The following is a 23,426-nucleotide window of genomic DNA, read 5'->3' on the forward strand; positions in this document are numbered from 1 at the left end:
ATCGTGATCTGTCCCGATAGTCCCCTGGGAAGGAACCCTGATGCAGGGATATCCGCCGCTAACGTGTCGAAAGCATCGAATGCCATAGGGCTGCAAAGGTTTGGGATGCCTTGGTCGAAAAAGCTAGTGAGATTTTTGAAGGTGACTAATGCAAATAAAATTTTGTATAGGTATAGATATTTTTTAGGTGGGCTTTTATTGGTTGGGGCGCTGGCTAACTGTTTTTTACGATTTTTTGGAGAGTGGAGGCCTTTCTTTAGTGCGTTATTACTTCAGTTTTGGTTTGGGCAAGCGGTTTTCTCCTATTTAAGGGGAGGCTGGGTATCGATAGGTCCTGGAGGTCTCGCTAATCATGTCAATCCCATCGGTCGCGCATCATTAGCAGGGGTTTCTTTTTTGGTGTATTTACTAAGTTTTTTCTTAAGTTTTGGTTCTGTGTGAGGGAATGGGAAGGGGAGGAATTTATTTAATTTTGCCTAAATTAAGTCGGCCTCCCGGCAAGACCCGAAGCGCTTGTACGCAACAGCAATTCGCTTCGATGTCGTAGAAAAACTCCTCAGGGACAGACCACGATTAGGAGCTGGCTGGAAATCAGCTCGTCTTTAATCGTGGTCTGTCCCTGAGGAATCCCCACAAAACTATCCCAGGCCCTGCATCTGTCGCATCGCCTCGGAGCGTAACATTTGCTCGGTCTCCTCCAGCGCTTGTTGAGCCTCCGATGGTGGCCGACAACGCCAGTACTCCAGACCCAGGCGCCATAGGGACAAGACATGTTTGTCTTTAACGCTATTGCTTTGAAAACGCCTCTCATGATCGGCCTCGCGGGCCTGGAAGCCGGTTAGAAAAATAATGTAGTTGGCGAGCATTGCGATCAGGAGCAGCACCTCAATGCGTTTCGGGCAACGGCTGCGATGCAGGTTCAGGCCGATGCCCAGGTGCTCGCTTTTGACATCCCGAAAGCCTTCCTCAATCTGCATTCGCTTCTTGTAAAGCGCTACCACCTTCGCTGGATTCCATTCCAGCTCAGGTAGATTGCTGGCCAATAACCACGGCTCCAGTTCACGCCGCGCTGACTGACGGCTGAGTTTGTTTTTGGCGATTGATCCTGTAACGCGCTTGTGTTTGCGGCCCTTGGCCGGGTGCCTGACGCAATACAAATGAATGAAGTGTGGGGCACTCTGAGTCATTTCGATCAAGCCCAGGGATTTGGGTGAGGCCGTCGCTAAGGCGTAAAGATTTTTCACCGGTTTCCACGCTTGAGAGTCGCGACGGCATAACTCACGGTTGCGGATTCGCCCCACGTAATACCAGCCCTGGGCCTCGATGGCTTTGAACCAGGGACGTCGGAAACCAGCGTCAGATACGAGCACCGGAATGCAGTCAGCAGGCAACATCAGCGCCAACGCTTGCAACATCCGCTTCTGGTGGGCCGGACAGCTCTCGCGCTCGTGAACGGATTCATAAATTGGGTATGAGCGCCCGGCAAAAGGAATGGCAGCTCTTAACAAAAATGCTTTGCCAGGCGCATCGATTCTGGACCAGTCGACCAGAATCAGCGGATGCTTCAATGTCCCTAACAGGGCTCGCAAAATGACCCAGTAGAACAGCGGTCGCTCAGCTTGCAGGCGAGCATCTCCAAGCAATCGGTCCACTCGCTTTATCGAGTGTTTGGGGTATGCCTGACCCAGCATGGCACGACCGATTCCGGTCAAGGTCAGGCGCCGGCCTTGCAGCAATGCGCTGACACAACACATCAGGGCGGTCAGGCGGCGAGAGTGGAGCGTGGGCAGTGCTTGGGCGAGTGCATTGTGTAAAAATTGGATGGCTTGCATGAGTTCGGGATCTTGCTTTTGTGTGGTGCAAACCAAGCTGCCGACTCATGCAGGCTTCTTCAATATTCCAACTTCTTGATTTCATGTAGGAAAAAGTGGGGATTCCTCAGGGACAGACCACGTTTTCACGGTAAGACAGATTTTCCAACGCAGATCGTTGACCCCCGGCATTTAGTACCCGTACCTTCGGCGAAACTCATCAACTGATACACCAGCAAACCAGTGCAACTTCCAAAGTCTGGGTGGGGCCTATTTCTCCGTTGCATAGAATAGAGATCCCCGATTGGTCAACGCCCCTGGCGCCAAAACGGTGAAGGTATGAATCTCAAAAAGACATTTCAGGTACTAGGATTGCCGGCAGTGCTGGGTGCATGTGCGGATGGAAGCATCCGTCCGCCCATCTGCACGCTTGACGCTCCGGCGCAGTGGTATGGGTTTCCACCAGCGTTGATCCCGCTGTGGAGCGATGGATCGCGGCCGACTTATATAGGCTATTGGAAGCACTGGTTTGTCGACCGCGAACCCTGCTTCGTCAAGATGTATGTAGCGTCCGAGCATATGACGATCGAGATTGCCCGCACTCCCGCCCAGTTGATGGGTGTTATGGCAATGATGTCCATCAGTGTCGAAGACGGTGCCACCCCAAAGCTTGAGCAATTTGCCCAAGCGGTTGGACTTGATTGTCTGGAAGCGCTGGAGGCGCAGTCACTGAATACCGGTGACGATCCCCAAGGCTTCGCCAACGTCGAATTGTTCAGCAAGCAGACGCCGCTGGAGAGCATCGCTGAAGGCTCTGGACCCTACAGCGGAGACTTTCCCAACCCGTCCGACCTCGGGCCATGGTGGGAAAGTAGTTGCTCCTTCGAAATCATCGACAGGGATGTGCCCGCGCCGAAAGGTAGCCAATTGCCGGCGTGGTTTGATCCTGATCGAGAGAAAAAGCCATTGTTTGAGAGCTTCTTGCAAGCCGGACGCTTGGACCATGCGTGGCTGACCCTGAACTCCACAGGTTGGTCGATAACCGATGCGCGGCAGGCGCTTGTGGCGTTGCAGACACGGAGCAACGACAGAGGCTTCGATGCAGTAGTGGAGTATTGGTTGTCGGTTGCGGATGTCTGCGCCGGGGGATACTGAACCCCATGTCCAACCGGTTCAAAGAAGGAAAAGGGGACAAAAGGAAAAGGGGACGGATTTATTTAACTTTGAGGTGGAAAATAAATCCGTCTCCTTTTTGATTGAAGTTGCAAGCTCAAGGATAATCTTTTGGGAGCCGGGATTCCTAGGATATTCCTCAGTTCCTCAGAGTTCCTCAGGGACAGACCACGATTAGGAACTGGCTGGAAATCAGCTCATCTTTAATCGCGAGGAAAACGGGGGCAGACCACGTTTTTAATTAGGTTTGCAGTTAATGATATTTATATGCATTGTAATGCACGATTTACTGCGAAGCCGAGGCTATGATCGAACGTCGAGTTCAAGAAGAATACTCAAGGAAGCCGGTAAAGCATTCAGTTTCATAGCTGGTCTGTCCCTGAGGAATCCCCACAAATCTATCCCAGGCCCTGCATCTGTCGCATCGCCTCGGAGCGTAACATTTGCTCGGTCTCCTCCAGCACCTGTTGAGCCTCCGATGGTGGCCGATAACGCCAGTACTCCAGACCCAGGCGCCATAGGGACAAGACATGTTTGTTTTTAACGCTATTGCTTTGAAAACGCCTCTCATGATCGGCCTCGCGGGCCTGGAAGCCGGTTAGAAAAATAATGTAATGGGCGAGCATTGCGATCAGGAGCAGCACCTCAATGCGTTTCGGGCAACGGCTGCGATGCAGGTTCAGGCCGATGCCCAGGTGCTCGCTTTTGACATCCCGAAAGCCTTCCTCAATCTGCATTCGCTTCTTGTAAAGCGCTACCACCTTCGCTGGATTCCATTCCAGCTCAGGTAGATTGCTGGCCAATAACCACGGCTCCAGTTCACGCCGCGCTGACTGGCGGCTGAGTTTGTTTTTGGCGATTGATCCTGTAACGCGCTTGTGTTTGCGGCCCTTGGCCGGGTGCCTGACGCAATACAAATGAATGAAGTGCGGGGCACTCTGAGTCATTTCGATCAAGCCCAGGGATTTGGGTGAGGCCGTCGCTAAGGCGTAAAGTTTTTTCACCGGTTTCCACGCTTGAGAGTCGCGACGGCATAACTCACGGTTGCGGATTCGCCCCACGTAATACCAGCCCTGGGCCTCGATGGCTTTGAACCAGGGACGTCGGAAACCAGCGTCAGACACAAGCACTGGAATGCAGTCAGCAGGCAACATCAGCGCCAATGCTTGCAACATCCGCTTCTGGTGGGCCGGACAGCTCTCGCGCTCGTGAACGGATTCATAAATTGGGTATGAGCGCCCGGCAAAAGGAATGGCAGCTCTTAACAAAAATGCTTTGCCAGGCGCATCGATTCTGGACCAGTCGACCAGAATCAGCGGATGCTTCAATGTCCCTAACAGGGCTCGCAAAATGACCCAGTAGAACAGCGGTCGCTCAGCTTGCAAGCGAGCATTTCCAAGCAATCGGTCCACTCGCTTTATCGAGTGTTTGGGATACGCCTGGCCCCGCATGGCACGACCGATTCCGGTCAAGGTCAGGCGCCGGCCTTGCAGCAATGCGCTGACACAACACATCAGGGCGGTCAGGCGGCGAGAATGGAGCGTGGGCAGTGCTTGGGTGAGTGCATTGTGTAAAAATTGGATGGCTTGCATGAGTTCGGGATCTTGCTTTTGTGTGGTGCAAACCAAGCTGCCGACTCATGCAGGCTTCTTCAATATTCCAACTTCTTGATTTCATGTAGGAAATAGTGGGGATTCCTCAGGGTCTGTCCCCGTTTTTCCCGGAGCTGTTGATGCTGGACGATTTGGCGTCTACGATTCACTCGGGCTGTGTCCTTGCTTGATCGGTGTGTGTTCGCAACTATCACCGTAGACCAAGGTCAGCCTTTTTTCCCTTTTTTCCCTTTTTTTCGTCCCACCGTCTCTACCGCGCCCTCCAGCTATCCCGCCGCCCCCTCACCAGTGCCAAAGCTATCACCTCCTCGCACCGTCTCAAAATGCTCAATGCTGGTCCTCGAATCGGTAGGTAACATTTTTTTCATCTTCCGTCAGCGTCCGAGCTCTGCGTTAGGATAACGGAAAGCAATAAGTAGCCTACTAACGGAGTAGCATGGCGATTTCAGAAAAAGAATCATCAGGATCTTGGGGAGATGGAGTGGCGGCGATAATTGACGCCATTGCAAATCTCTATAATGCCGTTTCTGCGATGTCGCCTGGCGTAGCTGACATCTTAGTCATACTGGTGGCACTTTTACCGTTCTTCGGGCTTATCTGCCGGTACATGGGGATCAGTGTCCGGGAGAAACAATCCACTTTGCGTGTCAAAGACGCCAGAAAGGCAACAAAGAAAGGCGCTAAGAAAATTACCGGAGGATCTCGAACATGACACACTCAATGGTAGTGTTTGCGTCAGCACTGTTGATAGTGATGTATTGGATCGTTTGTCGTCGCCGCTCTCTTATTCACCGGGAGAAGGCCGCAGATCTACTGGTTGCTTTTTTTGAGAAGAGAGGCGTCAGTGAACGTGACAAAGATGCCGCTGAATTCTTTTACCGTTTCGCGGGCTATTGGTTCTTTCTACCGTTCATGACGATTCTTGCGCTCCCCGTGATTGTGGGAAGGACCCTCTCAAAGCGCATGATCAGCACAGATGGAGGGAAGGAGAAAGATCTCATTAGTGACCAAGTAATGAGAATGTATATGTTCCGGAACCCGATTACTGGGGCTACTTGCCTGCTTGTATTTTTCGTAATAGCTACCACTACTATGCTCTTGGGGCTTTTTGCTAACAGGCTGCGTGCTATGCCTTCACCCTCAGCTGTCTATATGACTACTGCTGCCAAGGTGTACCCTCCTCGTCGTCCGGCACTTTGAATGAAGCCCTGTCTTATTTTTTGAAATGACTCACTCTGAAATCAGACTGGCTGGCACATGGTCCGTCAACCAAACCCCATTTTCGGCCTGGAAGAACTTGAAACCCTGTTTGTGCATTCGAAGAGCGTCAACTTTCAGTACCACAGGCTTTCCATAACGCTGCCCAACAGCAATAGCCATTTGCATGTCCTGCGACAGATGCACATGGTGACGAGAGCCGGCAATCAGGCCTTTTTCCCTGATCGACTCCAAGAAGCGCGTGGCGGTGCCATGGTAAAGAAACTCCGGTGGTTCTTTCTCTACATGTTGAAGGCTGACGGTTCCGGTTGAGTGCCCCTGCACGGCGCGAATGCGCAGGCCATCGTCGGAGAGACTGAAGCGCTTTTTATCACTGCTGCTGACGACGGCTTGAATAAGATCCATATCCAACGGCCGGCCATCTTCAGCCGCACCGGCTATCAAAGATTCGATATCGGCCCAGCCTTCGCTGTCCAACTGCAAACCAATCGCTTGTGGTTCATGCCTGAGGACATAGCTAAGAAACTTGCTGGTCTCGTTGAGTCGCTTGGTATCCATACTGCTTGAAGCCTCAATGTCATTCTTTAATCGGGCAGCAACTGCCCATCCTGGATTTTACAGAAATGGTCACAAAGGGTGAGCGTGTCCGTGGTAAAGCGCCTCGACATGCCGACGTAGCCTATCCCGTTTGTGTCGCGTTGTCCGAGATAGCCATATAAATTGGCAAAGCCGAAGAGAACTAAACACTTTGTGGAGAGACCTTTCCCATTGACTTGCAGGACATTTCCTAGAAAATCCCAACCCCTTGCGCCTGCCGTTTTCGGTGCCTAGTCTTCGTCCACCGCTGCCAATTCAGCGGTCGGGTTTAGCAGCTCGGAAATCACGTTAGGCGCATGGCAATCACCATGAGTGCGGGCAGCTTTTATCGTCCGAATTCTTATGGCGGCTGTGCGCAGGGCATCTTCGGGTGCGCCGGTTTCCTAACGTACCGGTCTGCTAACCTGCGCATGGCTGCCACCCACTCGTTTAGCAGCGAGCGTGGCGGCTCCCACTTACGTTAGGAGTGCCCCATGGACAAACTCATCCCAGACCCACCCGTCCCACCGCTGCACCTGGACATCGCTGCCGATGCCAACGCCGAACGCGTCATCGATTCCTACCTGAACTCCAAACCCGCCCAGCCCGACGAGAAACCACTCCCCGATCAGCTCTTCACCATCGTGGAAGGTGTCGATGCCGAAAGCCTGCTTGCCAACCTCAGCGAAACCCTGGCCTCCGCCAATGTCATGGCTGGTGACCTGGCATTCGAACTGGAAGGTTCCCGGCGGCATTTTGCCCTGGGGCTGCAGCAGTTGATCGAACTGGGTCAGCTCTTGGCAAACCGGGCGTTGGATACGGTTGATCCCAGATAGAAACTGAAAATTCGGGTTTGGTCGATGATCAAACCCATTTTTTACGGCAGCATACGCACCATGCTCACTTCGGACGCGTAGACCGTGCAGACCCCCAACCGCAGCGCCCTCTTGGCCCAACTTTCCGCCGCCCCCGATGACATTGCCGTACGTGCCGCGCTTTATCGTGATCTGCTCGACACGGCAGAGGTTTCGCTGGAGGGTTTGCGCGTTGCTGCCGGTCTCTGCGATCCGGCCGCCATGGCTGTGATTGCCCAGTTGAACACTACACCCCACAGGAATCGCCCCGGCCCCTTGTTGCCGCAGCTTCGCGGCCTGCCAGTGGACCATGTGGAGTTGGACAACGCCGAGCCACACTGGCTCGACGCCCTGGCCGGGGTGCCGTTGCGCACGCTGATACTCAACAGCCCGAGGTTCATCTGTGGCCCGGATGTATGGCGACGTTTACCGGGCATTGCCCTGGAAAACCTGGAGGTCAGCAGCTTTTCCCGCGACGATAACGCGACCAGTCTCCCGTCACTCGAACGCCTGCGCCGCCTCAAGCTGGAAACCTACGGCGAAGACTTCGACGACAGTTTCCTCAGGCAACTGGGCAGCAGCGGGTTACAAGAGTTGTCGTTGAACCGTTGCGATGACATCACCGACGACGGCCTTCGGGCGCTGTCGCCGCTCAAGTTGCGCTCACTCACGCTGCAACGCGCAGGAGAACTCACTTCAGCGGGGATGCGGCACCTATGCGCGCACCCACTCGAACAACTGACCGTCAGCTCAAGCGGCGCCATCCTGCGGGACCCTTCCTGGCTTACCGATATGACCGCCTTGCGCTCGCTGAGCCTCGATGACTGCTACGCCTCGGACACCCTGCTTGACGCCATCCGCGACCTTCCGATCGAACGGCTTTCGCTGCATGGCGCATACCTCTGCGAGGATGACTTCGAGGGACTCGAAGGCATGCCGCTTGCCGATCTGGATCTCAAAGGTTCACGCCAGATGATCGAGCGCCTGGACGTGCTGCACGCGTTTCCACTCAAACACCTGGGGCTCTCCGATGTGCAAGGCATCGACGCGCAGACGTTGCGTGATCTTGAAGGGCTGGGCTTGGAGTCGCTGGACCTGTCGTTGAACGCGGTGAGCTGGAAAACGCTGAAACAACTGGCCTGCCTGCCGCTGAAACGGCTGAATCTCAGTTTCTGCGAGGGCGTTGATGGCAAGACGTTGCGTAAGCTGACAGAACTGGGCCTGCCGTTGGAGCAACTTGAAATCAGTGGGTTGGACCTGCGCGATGCCGACCTGGCTTGTCTGCGTGACTTGCCGCTGCAACGTCTCGGCTTGTATGAAAGCCCCTGGCTGACCGACGCCGGCGTCGCCCATCTTGCGGGGTTGCCGTTGCGGGATTTGACGCTTGAGGCGGGGCCGGGGGAGTCGCGGCTTACGTCAGCTATGGTGTCGGTGCTGGAGCGGCTGCCGTTGGAGAGGTTGTCGTTGCGTAATGGCTCGGAGATCAGTGGAGAGGGGTGGGATCGATTGGCGCGGTTGTCGGCGCGGGTGAGAGGGCCTGGGATCTGACTCTCGCACCGAGGAAAAAGTCGCACCACCGGTGCGACATTGTCCTGGTCGCACAACCTGAGTCAGGGGCTACCGAAACCTGGCCCCTACACGGCAGAGACATCACCGGTTTGTTGCACCAACGCCATTGCAAACTTGCCCAGGCCCACCGACCAATCCGAATAGTCGTTCTCATGCATGAAGATGAAAATATCCTGCGGACGAACCTGGGCTTGAGCGCCGAGATTGTCAGCGATTTTTTTGTACAACTCCCGTTTCATGGCGTCACTGCGACCTCTGCGCATCGTGATTTCAATCACGACGAGCTTGTTTGAACGGGCGACACCATTGAAGGTGCGGCTGTAGAAAAACTGCTCCGGGTCATAGTCAGTGACCAGGTTGAACAGCTCATCCTCAGGCATGCCGATGCTCTCTATCAGCGCTTGGTGTATGCCGTCGACGATGTGTTGACGTTGCTGCTGGCTGGTACCTTTGATGACGGCGGTACGGACGAATGGCATGTGAGACTCTCTCAATTGCTTTGGGATTTGTACCTACGGCTCTGGCTAACAGGGCGTAGAGGTACAGCAGGATTTTCCAGAGCCAGGGCGGCGCAGGAAAACGATTTATGGGCCCGAAGTAATTGAGTTAAAGTCACTTAATGAAACGTCGCCTTCCTCCACTCAATGCTCTGCGCTCCTTCGAAGCCGCCGCCCGGCTGGGAAGGATGACGTCTGCCGCCGATGAACTTTCGGTCACACCTGGCGCCGTGAGTCGCCAGGTACGCCAGTTGGAACTGAGTCTGGGGGTGGACCTGTTCGAAGGGACAAAGAACAAACCGCAACTCACCGCTGCCGGCAAAGAACTCCTGCCGGACCTGACGGCTGCGCTGGATCAGATCGAGGCGGCGGTAGGCAGAGTCAGAGATACCGCGACGGGTATTCTGGACGTGTCCTGTTTCAGCACCTTCACGGTCAAATGGTTGATACCCCGACTGTTCGATTTCAATATGAAGTACCCGGATATCAAGGTTCGCTTGAGCTCCTCAGGCGACACTAGCGATCCGGGGCGTGATCGGTATGACGTGATGATCACGGCTGAACAGGGAAGGCTCGAGGCTCAGGAAAACACCCTTCTGCTATTCCCCGAAAGATTGGGCATCGTACTGTCACCGGCGTTATCCGCGGGTATCCAGCTGACTGAACTCAGTTCGATTTTCCAGCATCCGTTACTGCACACCAAAACGCGCCCGAATGCCTGGGCCAGCTGGGGTGATGCGATTGGCTATCAGGCCACCGCACCGGCGGGGTTGGAGTACGAGCATTACTATTTTACGTTGGAGGCTGCGATTGCCGGCCTGGGGATCTGCGTTGCTCCCTGGCACCTGGTGGCTGACGACATTCGTCTTGGCCGGCTGCTGGCACCGTTTGGATTTCATCAGAGCAGTTATTCCTATGTTGCGAAGCAGAGTTCGCAACGCAGTAAAAAATTGGAGTTGTTCTCTGGGTGGTTGGTGGCTCAGGCAGAGCGGGATAGCTTGCCAAGCTCAATCTATGGTCCACCATCCGCGTAGCCTTCAGACTGCTGGTACGTGTTTTGGGACAAGACAGGGCGTGCCGATATTTTATTGAAGTTGATGGATACGGTATCGAAACCGCTTACAATCAACGCAGCGATGAGCAACAACCAGGTCCTGTTGCTGATAGCTACTGATTTTTTATATTTTTTGGAGAGAGTTAAGAGATGACGGCGGCAAGTTTTTCAAAAGACGAAATTGCATTGAGTGAGATTTTTTTGTTTTTTGCTCGGCAGATACGGACCATTGTATTAGTTTTTGTTGTGATTTTTTCCATAGGCCTGGGCTATGCGATCACCAGACCTACGGTGTACATCAGTGTTGCGAAGGTAACGATAGGTGATAGTTTAAACGTGGATTCGAGCGAGTCCAATCAACTCGAGAGTCCGGAAACGATAATTTATAAATATTCTCAAGTCGCGACAATAAAGCCTATAACGAAAACCAATATAGTTGAGGTCTCGGTTGTTGCTGCGAGTCGCGAAGACTCAGTTAAAAAGCTCTCGTTCGTTGTAAATGAGCTGGTTACGACGCAGAATCATATTTATCAGGAGCAGGAGAGTAAATTTATTAAGTATTTAGGTTTGTTGGAGGTTGCAGGTGCGAAAGAAATGCAAATTTTAAGTCTGTTGCAGAATGCATCTCACTCTTCAATGACCCACTCGTCAGAGATCACGACCGCTGAGCTTTCTTACAGCGGCAAAATGTATAAAATTTTACTTGGCACCACGCTCATTGCTTTTCTCGCAGCTTTGGTCATTGGCGCCATTAAGGAATGGATTGGACGGGGGCGTGAAGTTGTTTGATTATGAATGTCAAACAATAGAGGTATAGATATAGGCTACTTGTAATCGGCCGAAAGGGAACGTTTCCGCCTTTGTGCTTGTTGGATGGCCCCTGGCAACTCGAGGCCATCTAACATGTTTTGCAATCGGTAATTTCAGCTTTGTGCCGCAAGTCGTTCTGATTGCTGGATTGTGGGTTTTGGCAATGCCATGCGCAGGCTTTCGCGATACTGTTCCGCCGGGGCTTCGTGGATGACCTCGACAACAGCATCGTAGTTTTCTCGAATGACCGACTCAATCTCAACAATGTCCGCACGGAAGAACTCCTTGCGCCCATTAACTTTGTTGAGGCGACCTGCGGCGAAGCGTTCATGCAGTTTTGCTTCCAATGCCGGAGCGTTATTCGAGAAGACCATCGCGTGCACGTCAAACCAGAATGGCACTGACGCATCACCGAGCTCATCAACCCGATCCATGGGCTCCAGGCGGCGGGTCATACCGATCTTGTAAATCCCTTCCCCGAATGCCCCTAGGTTGGAGATCACGTACACATAGCCGGCTTTGGCATTCTGTTCGCGATAGTCAATGAGCTTCTCTTCGCTCTCTAGCTCGGCCCGGCCCGCTTCAACCTCGGCTAGCTTCGCCAGCAGGGCGGCCCGCTCTTCTTCGGATTCTACTTTGTCCAGGCGAGCCTGGAGGTCACGCATGGCGGTGGTAAAGTGTTTGCGCTCCTTGGCGATTTTCTCCCGCGCTGCGCGAATCTCCTGCTCCAGCTTCTGCTGTTCCCGCAACTCTTCTCGGGCACGCTTCGCTTCTTCCTTTTCCTCTTGCTTCTTGATCTGAAACTCTTGGGCAAGGTGCAGTTCATCAAGCTTGAGGCTCAGATAAGTACGCGATATTTCTACGCTCATAATCTTGCCAAGGCGGTTGCAGGTTTCGAACGATTTGAGAATTCGTTTCTCGCCCAGTTCAACGTTGTCAAATTTCACGTTGTCCACACAGACATCGGCTTCGTTGTTGAACGAGCGAATCACCAGCTTGATCATGTCGTTCACAAGCTTCCGACCTTGGGCCTTGCTGTTGTTGACCGTCCAGTCCATGTTCCCGGTTGCTGCCTCCCCACCCTTAATCATTGTTTTCTGACGTTCGCGGACACTGTCCAGTCGGGACTTGTATTCTTGGCTGGTGACTAGCTTGAACTTGGGTTCATAGAGCGCAAAGCTTTCTAGCAGTAACGTCTCCTCCCACACGAGTATCTGCCCCTGCAAATCAGCTGAGCGCTGCGCTAGCGAAGCCACCTCGCGCTCAGCGCGCTGAGTTTCTTGGCGGACGGCAGTAAGTTTCTCTTTCTCTTGCTCGATCAGCCTTTGAACCTCCAAGACGTCCATGGCACCAATCTTGGTAGTGAACGCTTGGAGCTGCGCATATTGCGTTTGGAGATCCGTAAGCTGAGCTTGCAAATCATCCGCGCGTTGCCGGTGTACGGGGCCTTTCCAATAGTCGCTAAGGGACATAGGTTCCTTCCTCGTTTCTGAATCAATTGGTCGTTCAGTTCCGAACCAACGCAGACGCCTTCACAGCGCAAAGCCTGGAGGCCGGTCGCGTAGTAATTCAATCGATTTCAGCGTTGATATGCATCGGGTTGGGGTGGGGCTCGTCAGGAAGGGGAAATTGCACGGCCTTCTTTCCTTGTGCGCCGAGCCATTGTTAGGCCATTACTGTGTAGAATGAGCTGAAATAGCCATTCGTGCAAATCGTTGATGTGCTGGGGCCAGCAACCCTCCCCCTGATGGAATGCGAGATGCAGCGAGCAAACTTTCAGGCTGACTCCCGACTGGCAACGTTGCTCAGAGAACGTACCCAATCCTATGTTGACCCGTTTCTTGAAAGGCGTGTGGCTTGGGCGCCCATAGGTACTCCAACGCTGTTTGTGTATTCCAAAATTTACCAGCCGAATGCTTGGAATACCGCTTGGAATACATTTCAGAATGGATCTGGGGGAGCCCAATGGCGCTGAAACCCCCGTATTTACTGGATTTCAGGCACAAAAAAAGACGTCCGTGGACGTCTTTAGATGATGAAGTGGTGGAGCCGGGGGGATTTGAACCCCCGTCCGCCAGTACTCCGCTGTCGGTACTACATGCGTAGCCGTGTCTATTAAGTTAACCCTCAGCGACCCGACGGGCAGGGTGCTTTGGGCGAGTTGTGTAAGTTTTAGCCGCTTCGTCCACAACGTACTGCACGGCGATTCTGTTCTATATGACAATCACTTTGGGTTTACAGACATCCCCTGGTGATTGCTGGACCCGAAGGTACCAGAAGGGAAGGGCTAAGGCTGCTTACGCAGCGAGAGCGTATTCCCCGTAGGTTTCGTCATTGGCAACTATAGGAAGTTGCAACAGTGGATTTACGAGTTCTGTTACCAACTCGGCATGCACCTAAAGTTTCGCAACCGGCGTCGAATCCTGAACGGCCCCGAACCTGTCACTCGGTCGAGCTGTTGAGTGACAGGCATGTGCAGTGTACGCCAATACTTGGCGGAGGCCAACCCGAGGGCGATGTTACTGAGGATCGCCTTTGGCGTTGTTATCCAGCTTCTGCATGGCCTGGGTGGTGATTGCAATGCAATCCTTGGTGCCTTCCTCGGTACCTTTTTGGTGAGCCTGCTCGGCATTTCTTATGTCGGTGTCCAGCTCGGTCTTCAAGCTTTCGCTCAATTGCTTCGTGCTGACCATGTCATTTCGAATCTTGGTCAGATTGGTCTCGCAGAGGTCGGCTGCAAACACCGGAGAGGCCAACAGTGCAGCGGAAATGAACAAGCCAGCAAATGCGGTGTGCTTCATGTGTATCTCCTTGAACGTATGGTCTCGGTGCTGCCGGTCACGGTCAGGCCGAGTCGTTGTCGAAGGGCCCGACAGAGCCGGGCCTATTCAAGTGACTACAGCGAAGCGCAGGAATTCGATTTTTCGTCGAACCCTGCAGAAGAACCTTTACCGCTGGCGGGTTTGGCCCGGGTGACGCGGTCTACCAGATACACCAGCCCGTGGTAATCAATTGCACCGTGTTGCGTCAGACCAATCTCACAGGTGCGGCTGGTGGAAATGCCCTCGGTGCAGTCCTGAACCGCATCCTTGAGTGTGCGCAGTGCGTGGGCATTGAGTTCAGGCGTGGTAAAGCCTTTGTCGCCGGCGAAACCGCAGCAGTGGATGCCTTCCGGGATGACGACGTGTTTGCTGCACTTGCGCGCCAGTTCGATCAGGGCCTGGCTCTCGCCAAGGTGCTGGGTGCTGCACGTGACATGCACGGCAATCGGTTCATCCTGGGGGCTGAATTCGAGGCGCTCCATCAGATGTGTGCGGATGAAGCGCACGGGGTCGTACAGGTCGAGGCGTACTTCGCCGAGGTCCTGGGCCAGTCGCAACGTGCAAGGGCTGGTGTCACAGTAGATCGGATCGAGGCCGCCGCGACTGGCGTGTAACAGTGCCCCGATCAGTTCCTGGCGTTTGTGCTCGGCTTGTTCGGCATAACCTTTTGAGGCGAAAGGCTGGCCGCAGCAAAGACTGTCCACGTTGTCGGGAAAGACCACTTGGTAACCGGCTTTTTCCAGCAGATGTCGGGTTTTTTCGTACAGGGACGTTTGCTCCTTATCCCCAGCGGCCGGGCCCATGACCCGTGATACGCAAGCTGCCAGATACACCACTCGCGGGCGTTTGTCCGCCGTGGCGGGGCTGAAGCGGATAGGGCGCTCCGGTTGTGGCATGGCGTTGGTCCATTGTGGAACCTGTCCCTTGGACAATCGGCTTAGCTTGCCGGACAGCCGGGCCAGGCGAGGCGCTCCCAGCAACATGCGCGCCCCGTTGGCGACGTGCAGGGTAAAGCGCGCTCCTTGCAGGGCCAGGGCGAAGTTGCTCGCGAACCAGTCGGCAGTTTTCGTACGCGTTGCGGTGCGGCCGCGGAGCTTTTTCACCAGGTCGCCGGTATTGATGCCTACCGGACAACGTTGTGCACACAGCCCGGTGGCGGCGCAGGTGTCGATGCCCTGATATTGATAGGCCGTTTCCAGTTCGGAAGTGTCGATGCCGGCGCGCTTTTTCGCCTGGATGTCCCGCCAGATCACAATGCGCTGGCGCGGGCTCAGGGTCAGGTCCTTGGAGGGGCACACCGGTTCGCAGAAACCACACTCGATGCACTTGTCGACGATTTCGTCGGCGGCCGGCAGCGGTTTGAGGTGTTTGAGGTGGATCTGCGGGTCTTCGCTGAGCACCACATCCGGGTTGAGGATGCCGTTGGGATCGAGCAGGCGCTTGAGTTGCCACATCAACTGGTAGGCATCGCTGCCCCATTCCAGCTCGACGAAGGGCGCCATGTTGCGTCCGGTGCCGTGCTCGGCCTTCAGCGAACCGCCGAACTCCACCGCGACCAACTGTGCCACGTCATCCATGAACGCCTGGTAGCGTGCGACTTCTTCAGGGTTGTTGAAGCCTTGGGTGAAGACAAAGTGCAGATTGCCTTCCAGCGCGTGTCCGAAAAGGATCGCCTCGTCGTAGTGATGTTTGTCAAACAGCCCGATCAGGCGGTTCACGCCGGCAGCCAGTTGTTCCACCGGAAAGGTCACGTCTTCGATGATCACCGTGGTCCCGGTTTTGCGCACCGCGCCCACCGCCGGAAAGGTGTCCTTGCGGATGGCCCAGAGTCGGGAGTTTTCCTTCGGGTCTTCGGTAAAGTCGACCTGCTTTTCCACCGGGAAATCGGCCAGTGAAGCCATGATCCGGGTGAGTTGCTCTTGCAGCAGGGACGAGGACGCGGCGCGGGATTCGATCAGCAGGGCGCAGGCATTGATCGACAGGTGTTGTACGAAATCCGGCATGCCTGGCTTGTTCTGGACTGAGCGCAGGCTGCGACGGTCCAGCAGCTCTACGGCCGATACCGGCTGGCTCTTCAGCACGGTGACGGCGTTGCAGCAGGTTTCCACGTTTGGGAAGACGATCAGCGCCGAGGCCTTGTTTGGATGGTCGATCACTGTGTTGTAGGTCACCGCGCTGATGAAGCCGAGGGTGCCTTCCGAGCCCACTAGCAAGTGGCTCAAGATATCCACAGGCTCGTCGAAATCCACCAGGGCGTTGAGTGACAGGCCGGTGGTATTTTTCAGACGGTATTTGTGGCGAATTCGTGCGGCCAATTCGGTGTTGGCGCGGGTTTCGCGGCCAAGGGTGGCGAGGCGGTCCAGCAATTCGCTGTGACTGGCGCGGAACGCGGCCACGCTGGCCCCATCTTCGGTGTCGAGACGGGTGCCATCGGCCAGCACCAGACGGATGCCTGCCAACGTGTGATAGGTGTTCTGCGCCGTGCCGCAGCACATGCCGCTGGCGTTGTTGGCGACGATGCCGCCGATCTTGCAGGCGTTGATCGACGCCGGATCCGGGCCGATCTTGCGTCCGAACGGTGCCAGCCAGGCATTGGCCTGGGCGCCGATCACACCCGGTTGTAAACGGATCTGTGTGCCCTGTTGGCGAATCTCGCGGCCGTTCCAGTTATCCCCCAGCACAATCAGCACCGAGTCGCTGATGGCCTGTCCGGACAGGCTGGTGCCGGCTGCGCGGAAGGTGACGGGGACATGGTCGCGCTGGGCCAGTTTCAGCAAGGCGACTATTTCGTCTTCGCTTTCGACCCGTACCACCAGTTTCGGAATCAGCCGGTAGAAACTGGCGTCGGTGCCGAAGGCCAGGGTCGACAGGGGATCGTCGAAACGACGCTTTTGTGGGATCAGTTGCTGTACGTCCTGTAGGAAAGGGGCCGGAAGGGTCATTGGTCCTCCAGAATCAACACCACCAGGTCCTTCGGGCCGTGGGCGCCGTAGGCCAGCACTTGTTCGATGTCGGCGGTTTTCGACGGGCCGGACACCAGCAGGGCGTTGGTGGGCATGCCTTGGGCCCATTCGAATTCCTGCTGCACTTCATAGAAGTTGTCGCGGATCTCGCTGGCCTTGAGCAGGGCGAAATGCACCGGCGGTACCAGGCTCATCAGCCGGGGTTCTGCTCGCGTCGGCCACAGGATCAGGCTGCCGGTCGCGGCGATGGCGCCAAGGGTTCCGGTCAGGCTGGCGGGGGTATCGTTGAACAGTTCGGCTTTCCATTCCTCTACCGGCCGGTCGTAGGCCTTGAGGGTTGGCAGGTCTGGATTATTCGCCCAGAACTGTATGATTTTTTGCCCGTGAGCCGTGGTCGGGGCGATCAGCAGGCTCGGCAACTGCCGGTCGCGCAGCAACTGCGCCAGCAGCGTCGGCCAGCCTTCGCCGGACGTCAGGTGGATTTCGGTGTGCACCGCCTCCATCAATTTGCGCAATTGCGGGATGCGCTCTTCGGGCGCGTAGCGGTAGGTTTTCGTCACCAGGTCGACATCGAAATGGTCGGCAACCGGCGTGGTGCCGGTCAGGCTTTTACGCAGCTTGGCGAGGATATTGTCCCTGGCGCTCATCGGCGGTCTCCCTGGGTTTTCAGGTGTTCGCGGGCCAGGTCATGCAGCGAGCGGGCGGCGGGTTTGGGGGCGCTGTGGTTCTGGGTCCAGGGGCCGACGTTGCTGGGCGTCAGGGCGCGCAGGCGCGTGGCCAGAAAGCCGAACAGTCGATACAGCCGCGGCGAACTGTTGAGTCGGGCCCAGGCATTCCAGATGAAGCGTTCCCTGGGCGAGTATTTGCTGCCCTGGCCGCGCATCACTTGATTCGGGCTGTCCGGAGCCTTGACGTTTTCTTCCCGCAGGCGCCGCAGCAGGGCTGGAATCGGGATCTTCACCGGGCACACTTCACCGCAGGCGCCACACAGTGAGGACGCGCTCGGGTGGTCCGGCACTTTGGCGAGGCCGACCATGTGCGGCGTGATGATTTTTCCGATAGGCCCCGGGTAAACCTCGCCGTAGGCGTGACCGCCGATTCGGGTGTAGACCGGGCAATGATTCATACAGGCGCCGCAGCGGATGCAGTTCAGGGTCTGGCGCAATTCGCTGTCGGCAAACGCCTGGCTGCGACCGTTGTCCAGCAGCACCAGGTGCACTTCCTGTGGGCCGTCCAGTTCGTCGGCCTTGCGTGGGCCGGAGATCATGTTGACGTAGGTGGTGATCGGTTGGCCGAGGGCCGAGCGGGTCAGCAGCGAGAGCAGCGGCACGACATCGCGCAGATTCTCCACGACTTTTTCGATGCCAGTCACGGCGATGTGCACCGGTGGCACGGTGGTAGACATCCGTCCGTTGCCTTCGTTTTCCACCAGCAGCAGGGTGCCGGTTTCGGCAACGGCGAAATTGACGCCCGACACGCCGACGTCGGCTTCGAAGAATTTCTGCCGCAAGACCTTGCGACCGATCTGAATGAGTTGGTCGACGTCCTTGGTGTACTCCACGCCGAGTTTGTCGTGGAACAAGGACGCGACCTGACCGGCATTCTTGTGGATCGCCGGCATAATGATGTGTGAAGGCTTCTCGTGGTCGAGCTGGACGATGTATTCCCCCATGTCGGATTCGAGACATTCAATGTCCCGAGCCTCGAGGAAATGGTTCATCTCCATCTCTTCGCTGACCATCGATTTGCCCTTGATCACTTGCCGCGCCTCGTGAGCGCGGATGATCGAGAGGACGATGCCGTTGGCTTCGTCCACCGTCTCCGCCCAGTGCACAGTCACACCGTTGCGGGTCAGGTTGGTTTCAAGTTGCTCGAGCAACTCGGGCAGCTTCGATAACGCACGGGCGCGGACGGCATTGCCGAGCACTCGCAGATGTTCTCTTTCATGGGCATCGCTGAAGGACGTTGCCCGTTTGGTCATCAGTGAATCCATCGCAGTGCGAAAGTTGTTTCGCAATTGCGTGTCGCCCAGGGCCTTGTGGGCGCGGGCACGAAAATCTTCCTGCAGTTCAACGGTCGGGATCAGCGTCGGCGTGCTCATGCAACACCTCCGGTACGCTGCCAGAGGAAGCTCGCCAGATGCTGGCCGCGCAGCGTCTCCTGCTGTTTTTCCAGTGCGCCGTTGATGTTCATCAGGCAGCCACAATCGGCGCTGATCACCTTGTGCGCGCCGGATTCCTTCAGCGCCCGGGTCTTGTCGGCCACCATCGCGCCGGAAATGTCCGGCATGCGAACGCTGAATGTCCCACCGAAACCACAGCATTCACTTTCGTGGCTGTGTTCGACTCGTTCCACATTGCGCAACTGCGCCAACAACGCGCGGCCGTGCAGGTGGGTATTCATTTCACGTCGTGCCGAGCAGGACGTGTGCAGCGCAATCTTTACCGGTGTGCCGCTGTCCTGAAGCTGTACCTTGCAGACAAACAACAGGAACTCGGCCAGCTCAAAGGTCCGGGCAGCCAGGGCCTGGATCTGCTTGAGCGTCTCGGGCTCGTCCTTGAACAGGTCGGCGTAGTGCTCGCGCAGCATGCCGGCGCAGGAGCCCGAAGGCACCACCACCGGATAGTCTTCGGCGAACAACGCCAGTTGCGCCCGCGCCACCGTCCGGGCCTGCTCGGTATAACCGGAGGTGTACGCCGGTTGCCCGCAACAGGTTTGTCCTTGCGGGTACTCCACCCGGATTCCTTCGCGCTCCAGCAGATGAATCGCGTCCATCCCGGCTTCGGGGTAGAACAGGTCCACCACGCAAGTGCCGAACAGGTAGACCCGTTGCGGTTTTTCGCTGGGGTACTGCCGAGGCTCGGGCAATGGCGGGGCGACACGGGTCGCGTTCGGCACGGCGTTGTAAAAAAGCTCGCTCATCAGGCGTGTCTCCGGGTGGTCCCGGTTATCCGTCCGCTGAGGCTGCTGAATATAGAGATCAAATCTTTCAGCAGCCTTGCAGACCCGGTTATCGATAGCGGACGCCGAGGGAGGTTCCGGCGTCGGTTTTTTCCATGCAGCTTGTAGGACTCAGTGCACCAGCATGCCGGTGAACCAGTAGGCCTGGGCCAAGGTGATCAAGCCGACGATCGTTGCAAAGAATAGGCTGTGTTTCAGGGTAAAACGGAACAGATCCGACTCTTTGCCCACCAGCCCGGTCGCCGCGCAGGCTACGGCGATCGATTGCGGCGAAATCATCTTGCCGGTCACCCCGCCGCTGGTATTGGCCGCCACGAGCAACGTGTCGTTGACGCCGATCTGGTGCGCGGTGGTGGCTTGCAGCGAACTGAACAGTGCGTTGGACGAGGTATCGGACCCGGTCAGGAACACCCCCAGCCAACCCAGGAACGGCGAGAAGAACGGAAACGCTGCGCCCGTGCCGGCCAGCACCAGGGCCATGGTCGACGACATGCCGGAGTAGTTGGTGACGAAGGCGAACGCCAGCACCATGCCGATCGACAGGATCGGCCAGCGCAGCTCAAAAAAGGTTTCTTTGAAAGTGGTAAGACCAGTTCTGAGATTGATTTTCAGCACCCACATAGAGATCAGCGCGGAGAAGAAAATCGCCGTGCCGGTGGCGGAAATCGGATCAAGCTTGAACACGGCCGGGATGGCGGTGGGGTTGATCACGATGGGTGCGACCTTGATCACCATCTGGTCCAGGTGCGGAATGGCGAAGTTGAATACCCAGGCGTACATCGAGCCGCCGGCGGCGAACATGGCCTTGAACGGTTTCAAGGTCCAGATCGTGACCAGCACGGTGAGGATCAGGAAGGGCGACCAGGCCTTGATGATTTCCCCCAGGCTGTAGGGCGAAGCCACGGTGCTGCGCGGTTGGCCGAAACCGCCGACGCTGGCGGTCACCGTTGCGCCAGATGTGGCGCCGGCAATCTGAGCGCCTGCGCTGCGTTTGGGTTGCCAGACTTTCAGGAACAGCGTCAGGGAGATCAGGCTGGCGAGGGCCGAGGTGATGTCCGGCAGCTCCGGGCCGATGAAGTTGGAAGTGAAGTACTGGGTGATGGCGAAGCTCAAACCTGCCACCAGCGCGGCCGGCCAGGTTTCCCGTACGCCGCGCAGGCCGTCCATCATGAACACCAGCCAGAACGGTACGAACAGCGACAGCAACGGCAACTGGCGTCCGGTCATGGCGCCAATCTTGACGGCGTCGATCCCGGTGACTTGGCCGGCCACGATAATCGGGATGCCCAGGGCGCCGAACGCCACCGGTGCGGTGTTGGCAATCAGGCACAGGCCGGCGGCGTACAGGGGGTTGAAACCCAGGCCGACCAGCAGCGCGGCAGTAATCGCCACCGGTGCACCGAAGCCGGCGGCACCTTCCAGAAAGGCGCCGAAGCAGAAACCAATCAACAGCACTTGCAGGCGCTGGTCATCGGTAATTGACAGCACCGAGCTGCGGATCACCTCGAACTGGCCGCTCTTGACCGTCAGTTTGTAGAGGAAAACGGCGGCGACGATGATCCAGGCGATGGGCCACAGGCCATAGGCAAAACCGTAGCCGGCGGCGGCAAAGGCCATGTCGGCAGGCATGTTGAACGCAAAGATCGCCACGGCTATCGCCAGGGCCAGGGTGATGCTTCCCGCCACATGGCCCTTGAGGCGAAACACCGCCAGGGCCAGGAAGAAAAATACGATAGGAATAACGGCCGCAAATGCGGACAAGCCGAGGCTGCCGAGTGGGCTGTAAAGCTGTTGCCAGGTTTGCATGGTGGGTGAGCCCCTTAATTGTTGTTGGTCAGGCACTGGTCAGCGATTTTGGTTAATTGGTAATACCAATTTACAAGCGCTGTCGGCTAGGGTAAAAGCCTTGGTTGCCGTGTGTCAATTTGCCGTCCTGAAACTTTCGTCGAATAAGCGCAGCAGACCGTGTTTGCGCGAATGGCTTTTGGTAGGTGTGGGCAGGGCCCGGATGGGCCAGAATAGAGAGCCCGGCGAGCGGTCGGGATCGTGGAGAGTCGAGTTATGGGGTTTGATCAGATTCGTCAGCGCCGTTTGTCTGACGATATTGTCGAGCGGCTTGAAGGAATGATCCTTGAAGGCACGCTGAAATCCGGCGAGCGGTTGCCGGCCGAGCGGACCCTGGCCGAACAGTTCGGCGTTTCACGCCCGTCATTACGCGAAGCGATCCAGAAGCTGACGGCCAAAGGCTTGCTGGTCAGCCGTCAGGGCGGTGGCAACTACGTGGTGGAGTCGCTGGGCTCGACGTTCAGCGATCCGCTGTTGCAGCTATTGGAAAGCAATCCTGAAGCACAGCGTGACTTGCTGGAGTTCCGCCATACGCTGGAAGCATCCTGTGCCTATTACGCGGCGCTGCGGGCCACGGAAGTGGATCGCGAACGGCTGACGGCGGCATTCGAAGAGTTGCAGGATTGCTATGCGCGCCACGACGAAGTGAGTCGGGCGGAAGAGGGCGCGGCGGATGCCCGGTTCCATCTGGCAATTGCCGAGGCCAGTCATAACGCGGTCTTGCTGCACACCATCCGTGGGTTGTTCGACTTGCTCAAGCGCAACGTGGTGACCAACATCGGCGGCATGTACAAGCAGCGCAGCGAAACCCGCGACATGCTGATCAGTCAGCATCGGGAACTGTACCAGGCAATCATGGACGGACACGCCGAGCTGGCGCGGGAAGTGTCCAGCCGCCATATCTTGTATGTGCAGGAAGTGTTGGAAGAGGTGCGCCAGGAAGTGCAGCGGGTGGCGCGGGCGGAGCGGCGCAAGGGGATGTAGCCAGTCGGGTTTCGTTAACCCTGTGGGAGCGAGCCTGCTCGCGATGGCGATGGGTCAGTCAACATCGATGTCGACTAACGATACGCTATCGCGAGCAGGCTCGCTCCCACATTGGATTGTGCGCGGGCTTACTCTTCCTTGCCCTTGTTACGCACCGCACGCTGCAGTTCGCGACCGGCATCGCGCTCGCGTTCGGTATCGCGCTTGTCGTATTCCTTCTTGCCCTTGCCCAGCGCAATTTCGCACTTGATCAGGTGCTTGCTCCAGTACAGCGATGTGCAGACACAGGCGTAGCCCTTCTGCTGCACGGCAGCGAAGAGTTTTTCCAGTTCACGCTTGTTCAGCAGCAGCTTGCGCGAGCGCACCGGGTCGGCAATTACGTGGGTGCTGGCGGTGGTCAGCGGCGTGATGTGACTGCCCAGCAGCCAGGCTTCGCCATCCTTGAGCAGCACGTAGCTGTCGACCAGTTGCGCCTTGCCTGCACGCAGGCTCTTTACTTCCCAGCCGGCCAGGACCATGCCAGCCTCGAAACGCTGTTCGATGAAGTAATCGTGTCGCGCCTTTTTATTTTGCGCGATGGTCCCTGTGGGGTGTTTCTTCTGTTTAGCCATAGGGGCGGCATTATAGGCAGTTGCGTGCGTGTCGGCTACGGTGAAGCAGCATGCTTGAGCACGTT

At 56.5% G+C, this 23,426-nt stretch carries 20 protein-coding genes and 1 other RNA gene; 8 read left to right on the forward strand and 13 right to left on the reverse strand.

Annotated elements, in window-relative coordinates; genetic code table 11:
* Window positions 1–638: 638 nt before the first annotated feature.
* Window positions 639–1,832: an IS4 family transposase gene (locus LOY67_RS03610; protein WP_320110005.1), complete on the reverse strand. Its 1,194-nt coding sequence runs from the start codon at window positions 1,830–1,832 to the stop codon at window positions 639–641.
* A 318-nt stretch (window positions 1,833–2,150) separates the two neighbouring features.
* Here LOY67_RS03610 and LOY67_RS03615 point away from each other — a divergent pair, with 318 nt between their 5' ends.
* Window positions 2,151–2,966 carry a hypothetical protein gene (locus tag LOY67_RS03615; RefSeq protein WP_265065982.1) on the forward strand — a complete coding sequence of 272 codons (816 nt, stop codon included), beginning with the start codon at window positions 2,151–2,153 and terminating at the stop codon, window positions 2,964–2,966.
* Window positions 2,967–3,382: 416 nt separating this feature from the next.
* Here the strand turns inward: LOY67_RS03615 and LOY67_RS03620 are convergent, their stop codons facing one another.
* Window positions 3,383–4,576: an IS4 family transposase gene (locus tag LOY67_RS03620; RefSeq protein WP_320110006.1), complete on the reverse strand. Its 1,194-nt coding sequence runs from the start codon at window positions 4,574–4,576 to the stop codon at window positions 3,383–3,385.
* 457 nt (window positions 4,577–5,033) lie between these two features.
* On the opposite strand from LOY67_RS03620, the gene LOY67_RS03625 reads away from it, so the two are divergent.
* Window positions 5,034–5,309 (forward strand): hypothetical protein, encoded by a 276-nt coding sequence (locus tag LOY67_RS03625; protein WP_265065983.1) that lies wholly within the window; start codon window positions 5,034–5,036, stop codon window positions 5,307–5,309.
* Window positions 5,306–5,797: a hypothetical protein gene (locus LOY67_RS03630; RefSeq protein ID WP_265065984.1), complete on the forward strand. Its 492-nt coding sequence runs from the start codon at window positions 5,306–5,308 to the stop codon at window positions 5,795–5,797. The genes LOY67_RS03625 and LOY67_RS03630 overlap by 4 nt, the downstream gene beginning before the upstream one ends.
* 30 nt (window positions 5,798–5,827) lie before the next feature.
* On the opposite strand, the gene LOY67_RS03635 is transcribed toward LOY67_RS03630, so the two are convergent.
* Window positions 5,828–6,373, reverse strand: coding sequence for an RNA 2'-phosphotransferase (locus LOY67_RS03635; protein WP_265065985.1), 546 nt, complete (start codon window positions 6,371–6,373; stop codon window positions 5,828–5,830).
* A 512-nt stretch (window positions 6,374–6,885) separates the two neighbouring features.
* Between LOY67_RS03635 and LOY67_RS03640 the strand changes: the two genes are divergently transcribed.
* A complete protein-coding gene (locus LOY67_RS03640; protein ID WP_265065986.1) occupies window positions 6,886–7,227 on the forward strand; it encodes a DUF6124 family protein in 342 nt (113 codons plus the stop codon).
* Window positions 7,228–7,311: 84 nt separating this feature from the next.
* Window positions 7,312–8,793 (forward strand): leucine-rich repeat domain-containing protein, encoded by a 1,482-nt coding sequence (locus tag LOY67_RS03645; protein WP_265065987.1) that lies wholly within the window; start codon window positions 7,312–7,314, stop codon window positions 8,791–8,793.
* Between the two features lie 86 nt (window positions 8,794–8,879).
* Here the strand turns inward: LOY67_RS03645 and LOY67_RS03650 are convergent, their stop codons facing one another.
* On the reverse strand, window positions 8,880–9,293 hold the full coding sequence (locus LOY67_RS03650) for a tautomerase family protein (RefSeq protein WP_265065988.1): 414 nt from the start codon (window positions 9,291–9,293) through the stop codon (window positions 8,880–8,882).
* Between the two features lie 140 nt (window positions 9,294–9,433).
* Between LOY67_RS03650 and LOY67_RS03655 the strand changes: the two genes are divergently transcribed.
* Window positions 9,434–10,345, forward strand: coding sequence for a LysR substrate-binding domain-containing protein (locus tag LOY67_RS03655; RefSeq protein WP_265065989.1), 912 nt, complete (start codon window positions 9,434–9,436; stop codon window positions 10,343–10,345).
* 170 nt (window positions 10,346–10,515) lie between these two features.
* On the forward strand, window positions 10,516–11,154 hold the full coding sequence (locus LOY67_RS03660; protein ID WP_265065990.1) for a hypothetical protein: 639 nt from the start codon (window positions 10,516–10,518) through the stop codon (window positions 11,152–11,154).
* 134 nt (window positions 11,155–11,288) lie between these two features.
* Here LOY67_RS03660 and LOY67_RS03665 read toward each other — a convergent pair whose 3' ends face one another.
* From LOY67_RS03665 to LOY67_RS03700, 8 genes are all read right to left on the reverse strand, one after another.
* Window positions 11,289–12,647, reverse strand: a complete 1,359-nt coding sequence (locus tag LOY67_RS03665; protein WP_265065991.1) for a DUF4041 domain-containing protein — start codon at window positions 12,645–12,647, stop codon at window positions 11,289–11,291.
* Window positions 12,648–13,216: 569 nt separating this feature from the next.
* Window positions 13,217–13,610, reverse strand: a transfer-messenger RNA (tmRNA) gene (ssrA, locus tag LOY67_RS03670).
* 84 nt (window positions 13,611–13,694) lie between these two features.
* Window positions 13,695–13,976, reverse strand: coding sequence for a hypothetical protein (locus tag LOY67_RS03675; protein WP_258630786.1), 282 nt, complete (start codon window positions 13,974–13,976; stop codon window positions 13,695–13,697).
* 95 nt (window positions 13,977–14,071) lie between these two features.
* On the reverse strand, window positions 14,072–16,939 hold the full coding sequence (locus LOY67_RS03680; protein WP_265065992.1) for an FAD-binding and (Fe-S)-binding domain-containing protein: 2,868 nt from the start codon (window positions 16,937–16,939) through the stop codon (window positions 14,072–14,074).
* On the reverse strand, window positions 16,936–17,607 hold the full coding sequence (locus LOY67_RS03685; protein ID WP_265065993.1) for a LutC/YkgG family protein: 672 nt from the start codon (window positions 17,605–17,607) through the stop codon (window positions 16,936–16,938). Before LOY67_RS03685 ends, LOY67_RS03680 begins: the two co-directional genes overlap by 4 nt.
* Window positions 17,604–19,061 (reverse strand): LutB/LldF family L-lactate oxidation iron-sulfur protein, encoded by a 1,458-nt coding sequence (locus LOY67_RS03690; protein WP_265065994.1) that lies wholly within the window; start codon window positions 19,059–19,061, stop codon window positions 17,604–17,606. The genes LOY67_RS03685 and LOY67_RS03690 overlap by 4 nt, the downstream gene beginning before the upstream one ends.
* Complete coding sequence (locus tag LOY67_RS03695) at window positions 19,058–19,882, reverse strand: (Fe-S)-binding protein (RefSeq protein WP_265065995.1); 825 nt, start codon at window positions 19,880–19,882, stop codon at window positions 19,058–19,060. The genes LOY67_RS03690 and LOY67_RS03695 overlap by 4 nt, the downstream gene beginning before the upstream one ends.
* Window positions 19,883–20,032: 150 nt before the next feature.
* The gene (locus LOY67_RS03700; RefSeq protein WP_265065996.1) at window positions 20,033–21,727 is read right to left on the reverse strand and encodes a lactate permease LctP family transporter; all 1,695 of its coding nucleotides are present in this window, start codon (window positions 21,725–21,727) and stop codon (window positions 20,033–20,035) included.
* Window positions 21,728–21,982: 255 nt separating this feature from the next.
* On the opposite strand from LOY67_RS03700, the gene LOY67_RS03705 reads away from it, so the two are divergent.
* Entirely contained in the window at window positions 21,983–22,750 is a 768-nt protein-coding gene (locus tag LOY67_RS03705) for an FCD domain-containing protein (RefSeq protein ID WP_265065997.1), read from the forward strand.
* 128 nt (window positions 22,751–22,878) lie between these two features.
* Here LOY67_RS03705 and smpB read toward each other — a convergent pair whose 3' ends face one another.
* The gene (gene smpB, locus LOY67_RS03710; protein ID WP_024779966.1) at window positions 22,879–23,361 is read right to left on the reverse strand and encodes an SsrA-binding protein SmpB; all 483 of its coding nucleotides are present in this window, start codon (window positions 23,359–23,361) and stop codon (window positions 22,879–22,881) included.
* Window positions 23,362–23,426 lie beyond the last annotated feature (65 nt).

This window comes from Pseudomonas sp. B21-056 (genome assembly GCF_026016325.1).
Classification (GTDB): Bacteria; Pseudomonadota; Gammaproteobacteria; order Pseudomonadales; family Pseudomonadaceae; genus Aquipseudomonas.

What these genes read in the sequence shown, in the direction of transcription:
- LOY67_RS03615 (WP_265065982.1), top strand. Translation starts at nt 2,151, where the DNA reads ATGAATCTCAAAAAGACATTTCAGGTACTAGGATTGCCGGCAGTGCTG.
- LOY67_RS03695 (WP_265065995.1), bottom strand. Translation starts at nt 19,882, where the DNA reads ATGAGCGAGCTTTTTTACAACGCCGTGCCGAACGCGACCCGTGTCGCC.
- LOY67_RS03685 (WP_265065993.1), bottom strand. Translation starts at nt 17,607, where the DNA reads ATGAGCGCCAGGGACAATATCCTCGCCAAGCTGCGTAAAAGCCTGACC.
- LOY67_RS03650 (WP_265065988.1), bottom strand. Translation starts at nt 9,293, where the DNA reads ATGCCATTCGTCCGTACCGCCGTCATCAAAGGTACCAGCCAGCAGCAA.
- LOY67_RS03610 (WP_320110005.1), bottom strand. Translation starts at nt 1,832, where the DNA reads ATGCAAGCCATCCAATTTTTACACAATGCACTCGCCCAAGCACTGCCC.
- LOY67_RS03690 (WP_265065994.1), bottom strand. Translation starts at nt 19,061, where the DNA reads ATGAGCACGCCGACGCTGATCCCGACCGTTGAACTGCAGGAAGATTTT.
- LOY67_RS03635 (WP_265065985.1), bottom strand. Translation starts at nt 6,373, where the DNA reads ATGGATACCAAGCGACTCAACGAGACCAGCAAGTTTCTTAGCTATGTC.
- LOY67_RS03640 (WP_265065986.1), top strand. Translation starts at nt 6,886, where the DNA reads ATGGACAAACTCATCCCAGACCCACCCGTCCCACCGCTGCACCTGGAC.
- LOY67_RS03625 (WP_265065983.1), top strand. Translation starts at nt 5,034, where the DNA reads ATGGCGATTTCAGAAAAAGAATCATCAGGATCTTGGGGAGATGGAGTG.
- LOY67_RS03620 (WP_320110006.1), bottom strand. Translation starts at nt 4,576, where the DNA reads ATGCAAGCCATCCAATTTTTACACAATGCACTCACCCAAGCACTGCCC.
- LOY67_RS03660 (WP_265065990.1), top strand. Translation starts at nt 10,516, where the DNA reads ATGACGGCGGCAAGTTTTTCAAAAGACGAAATTGCATTGAGTGAGATT.
- LOY67_RS03705 (WP_265065997.1), top strand. Translation starts at nt 21,983, where the DNA reads ATGGGGTTTGATCAGATTCGTCAGCGCCGTTTGTCTGACGATATTGTC.
- LOY67_RS03700 (WP_265065996.1), bottom strand. Translation starts at nt 21,727, where the DNA reads ATGCAAACCTGGCAACAGCTTTACAGCCCACTCGGCAGCCTCGGCTTG.
- LOY67_RS03630 (WP_265065984.1), top strand. Translation starts at nt 5,306, where the DNA reads ATGACACACTCAATGGTAGTGTTTGCGTCAGCACTGTTGATAGTGATG.
- LOY67_RS03675 (WP_258630786.1), bottom strand. Translation starts at nt 13,976, where the DNA reads ATGAAGCACACCGCATTTGCTGGCTTGTTCATTTCCGCTGCACTGTTG.
- smpB (WP_024779966.1), bottom strand. Translation starts at nt 23,361, where the DNA reads ATGGCTAAACAGAAGAAACACCCCACAGGGACCATCGCGCAAAATAAA.
- LOY67_RS03655 (WP_265065989.1), top strand. Translation starts at nt 9,434, where the DNA reads ATGAAACGTCGCCTTCCTCCACTCAATGCTCTGCGCTCCTTCGAAGCC.
- LOY67_RS03665 (WP_265065991.1), bottom strand. Translation starts at nt 12,647, where the DNA reads ATGTCCCTTAGCGACTATTGGAAAGGCCCCGTACACCGGCAACGCGCG.
- LOY67_RS03680 (WP_265065992.1), bottom strand. Translation starts at nt 16,939, where the DNA reads ATGACCCTTCCGGCCCCTTTCCTACAGGACGTACAGCAACTGATCCCA.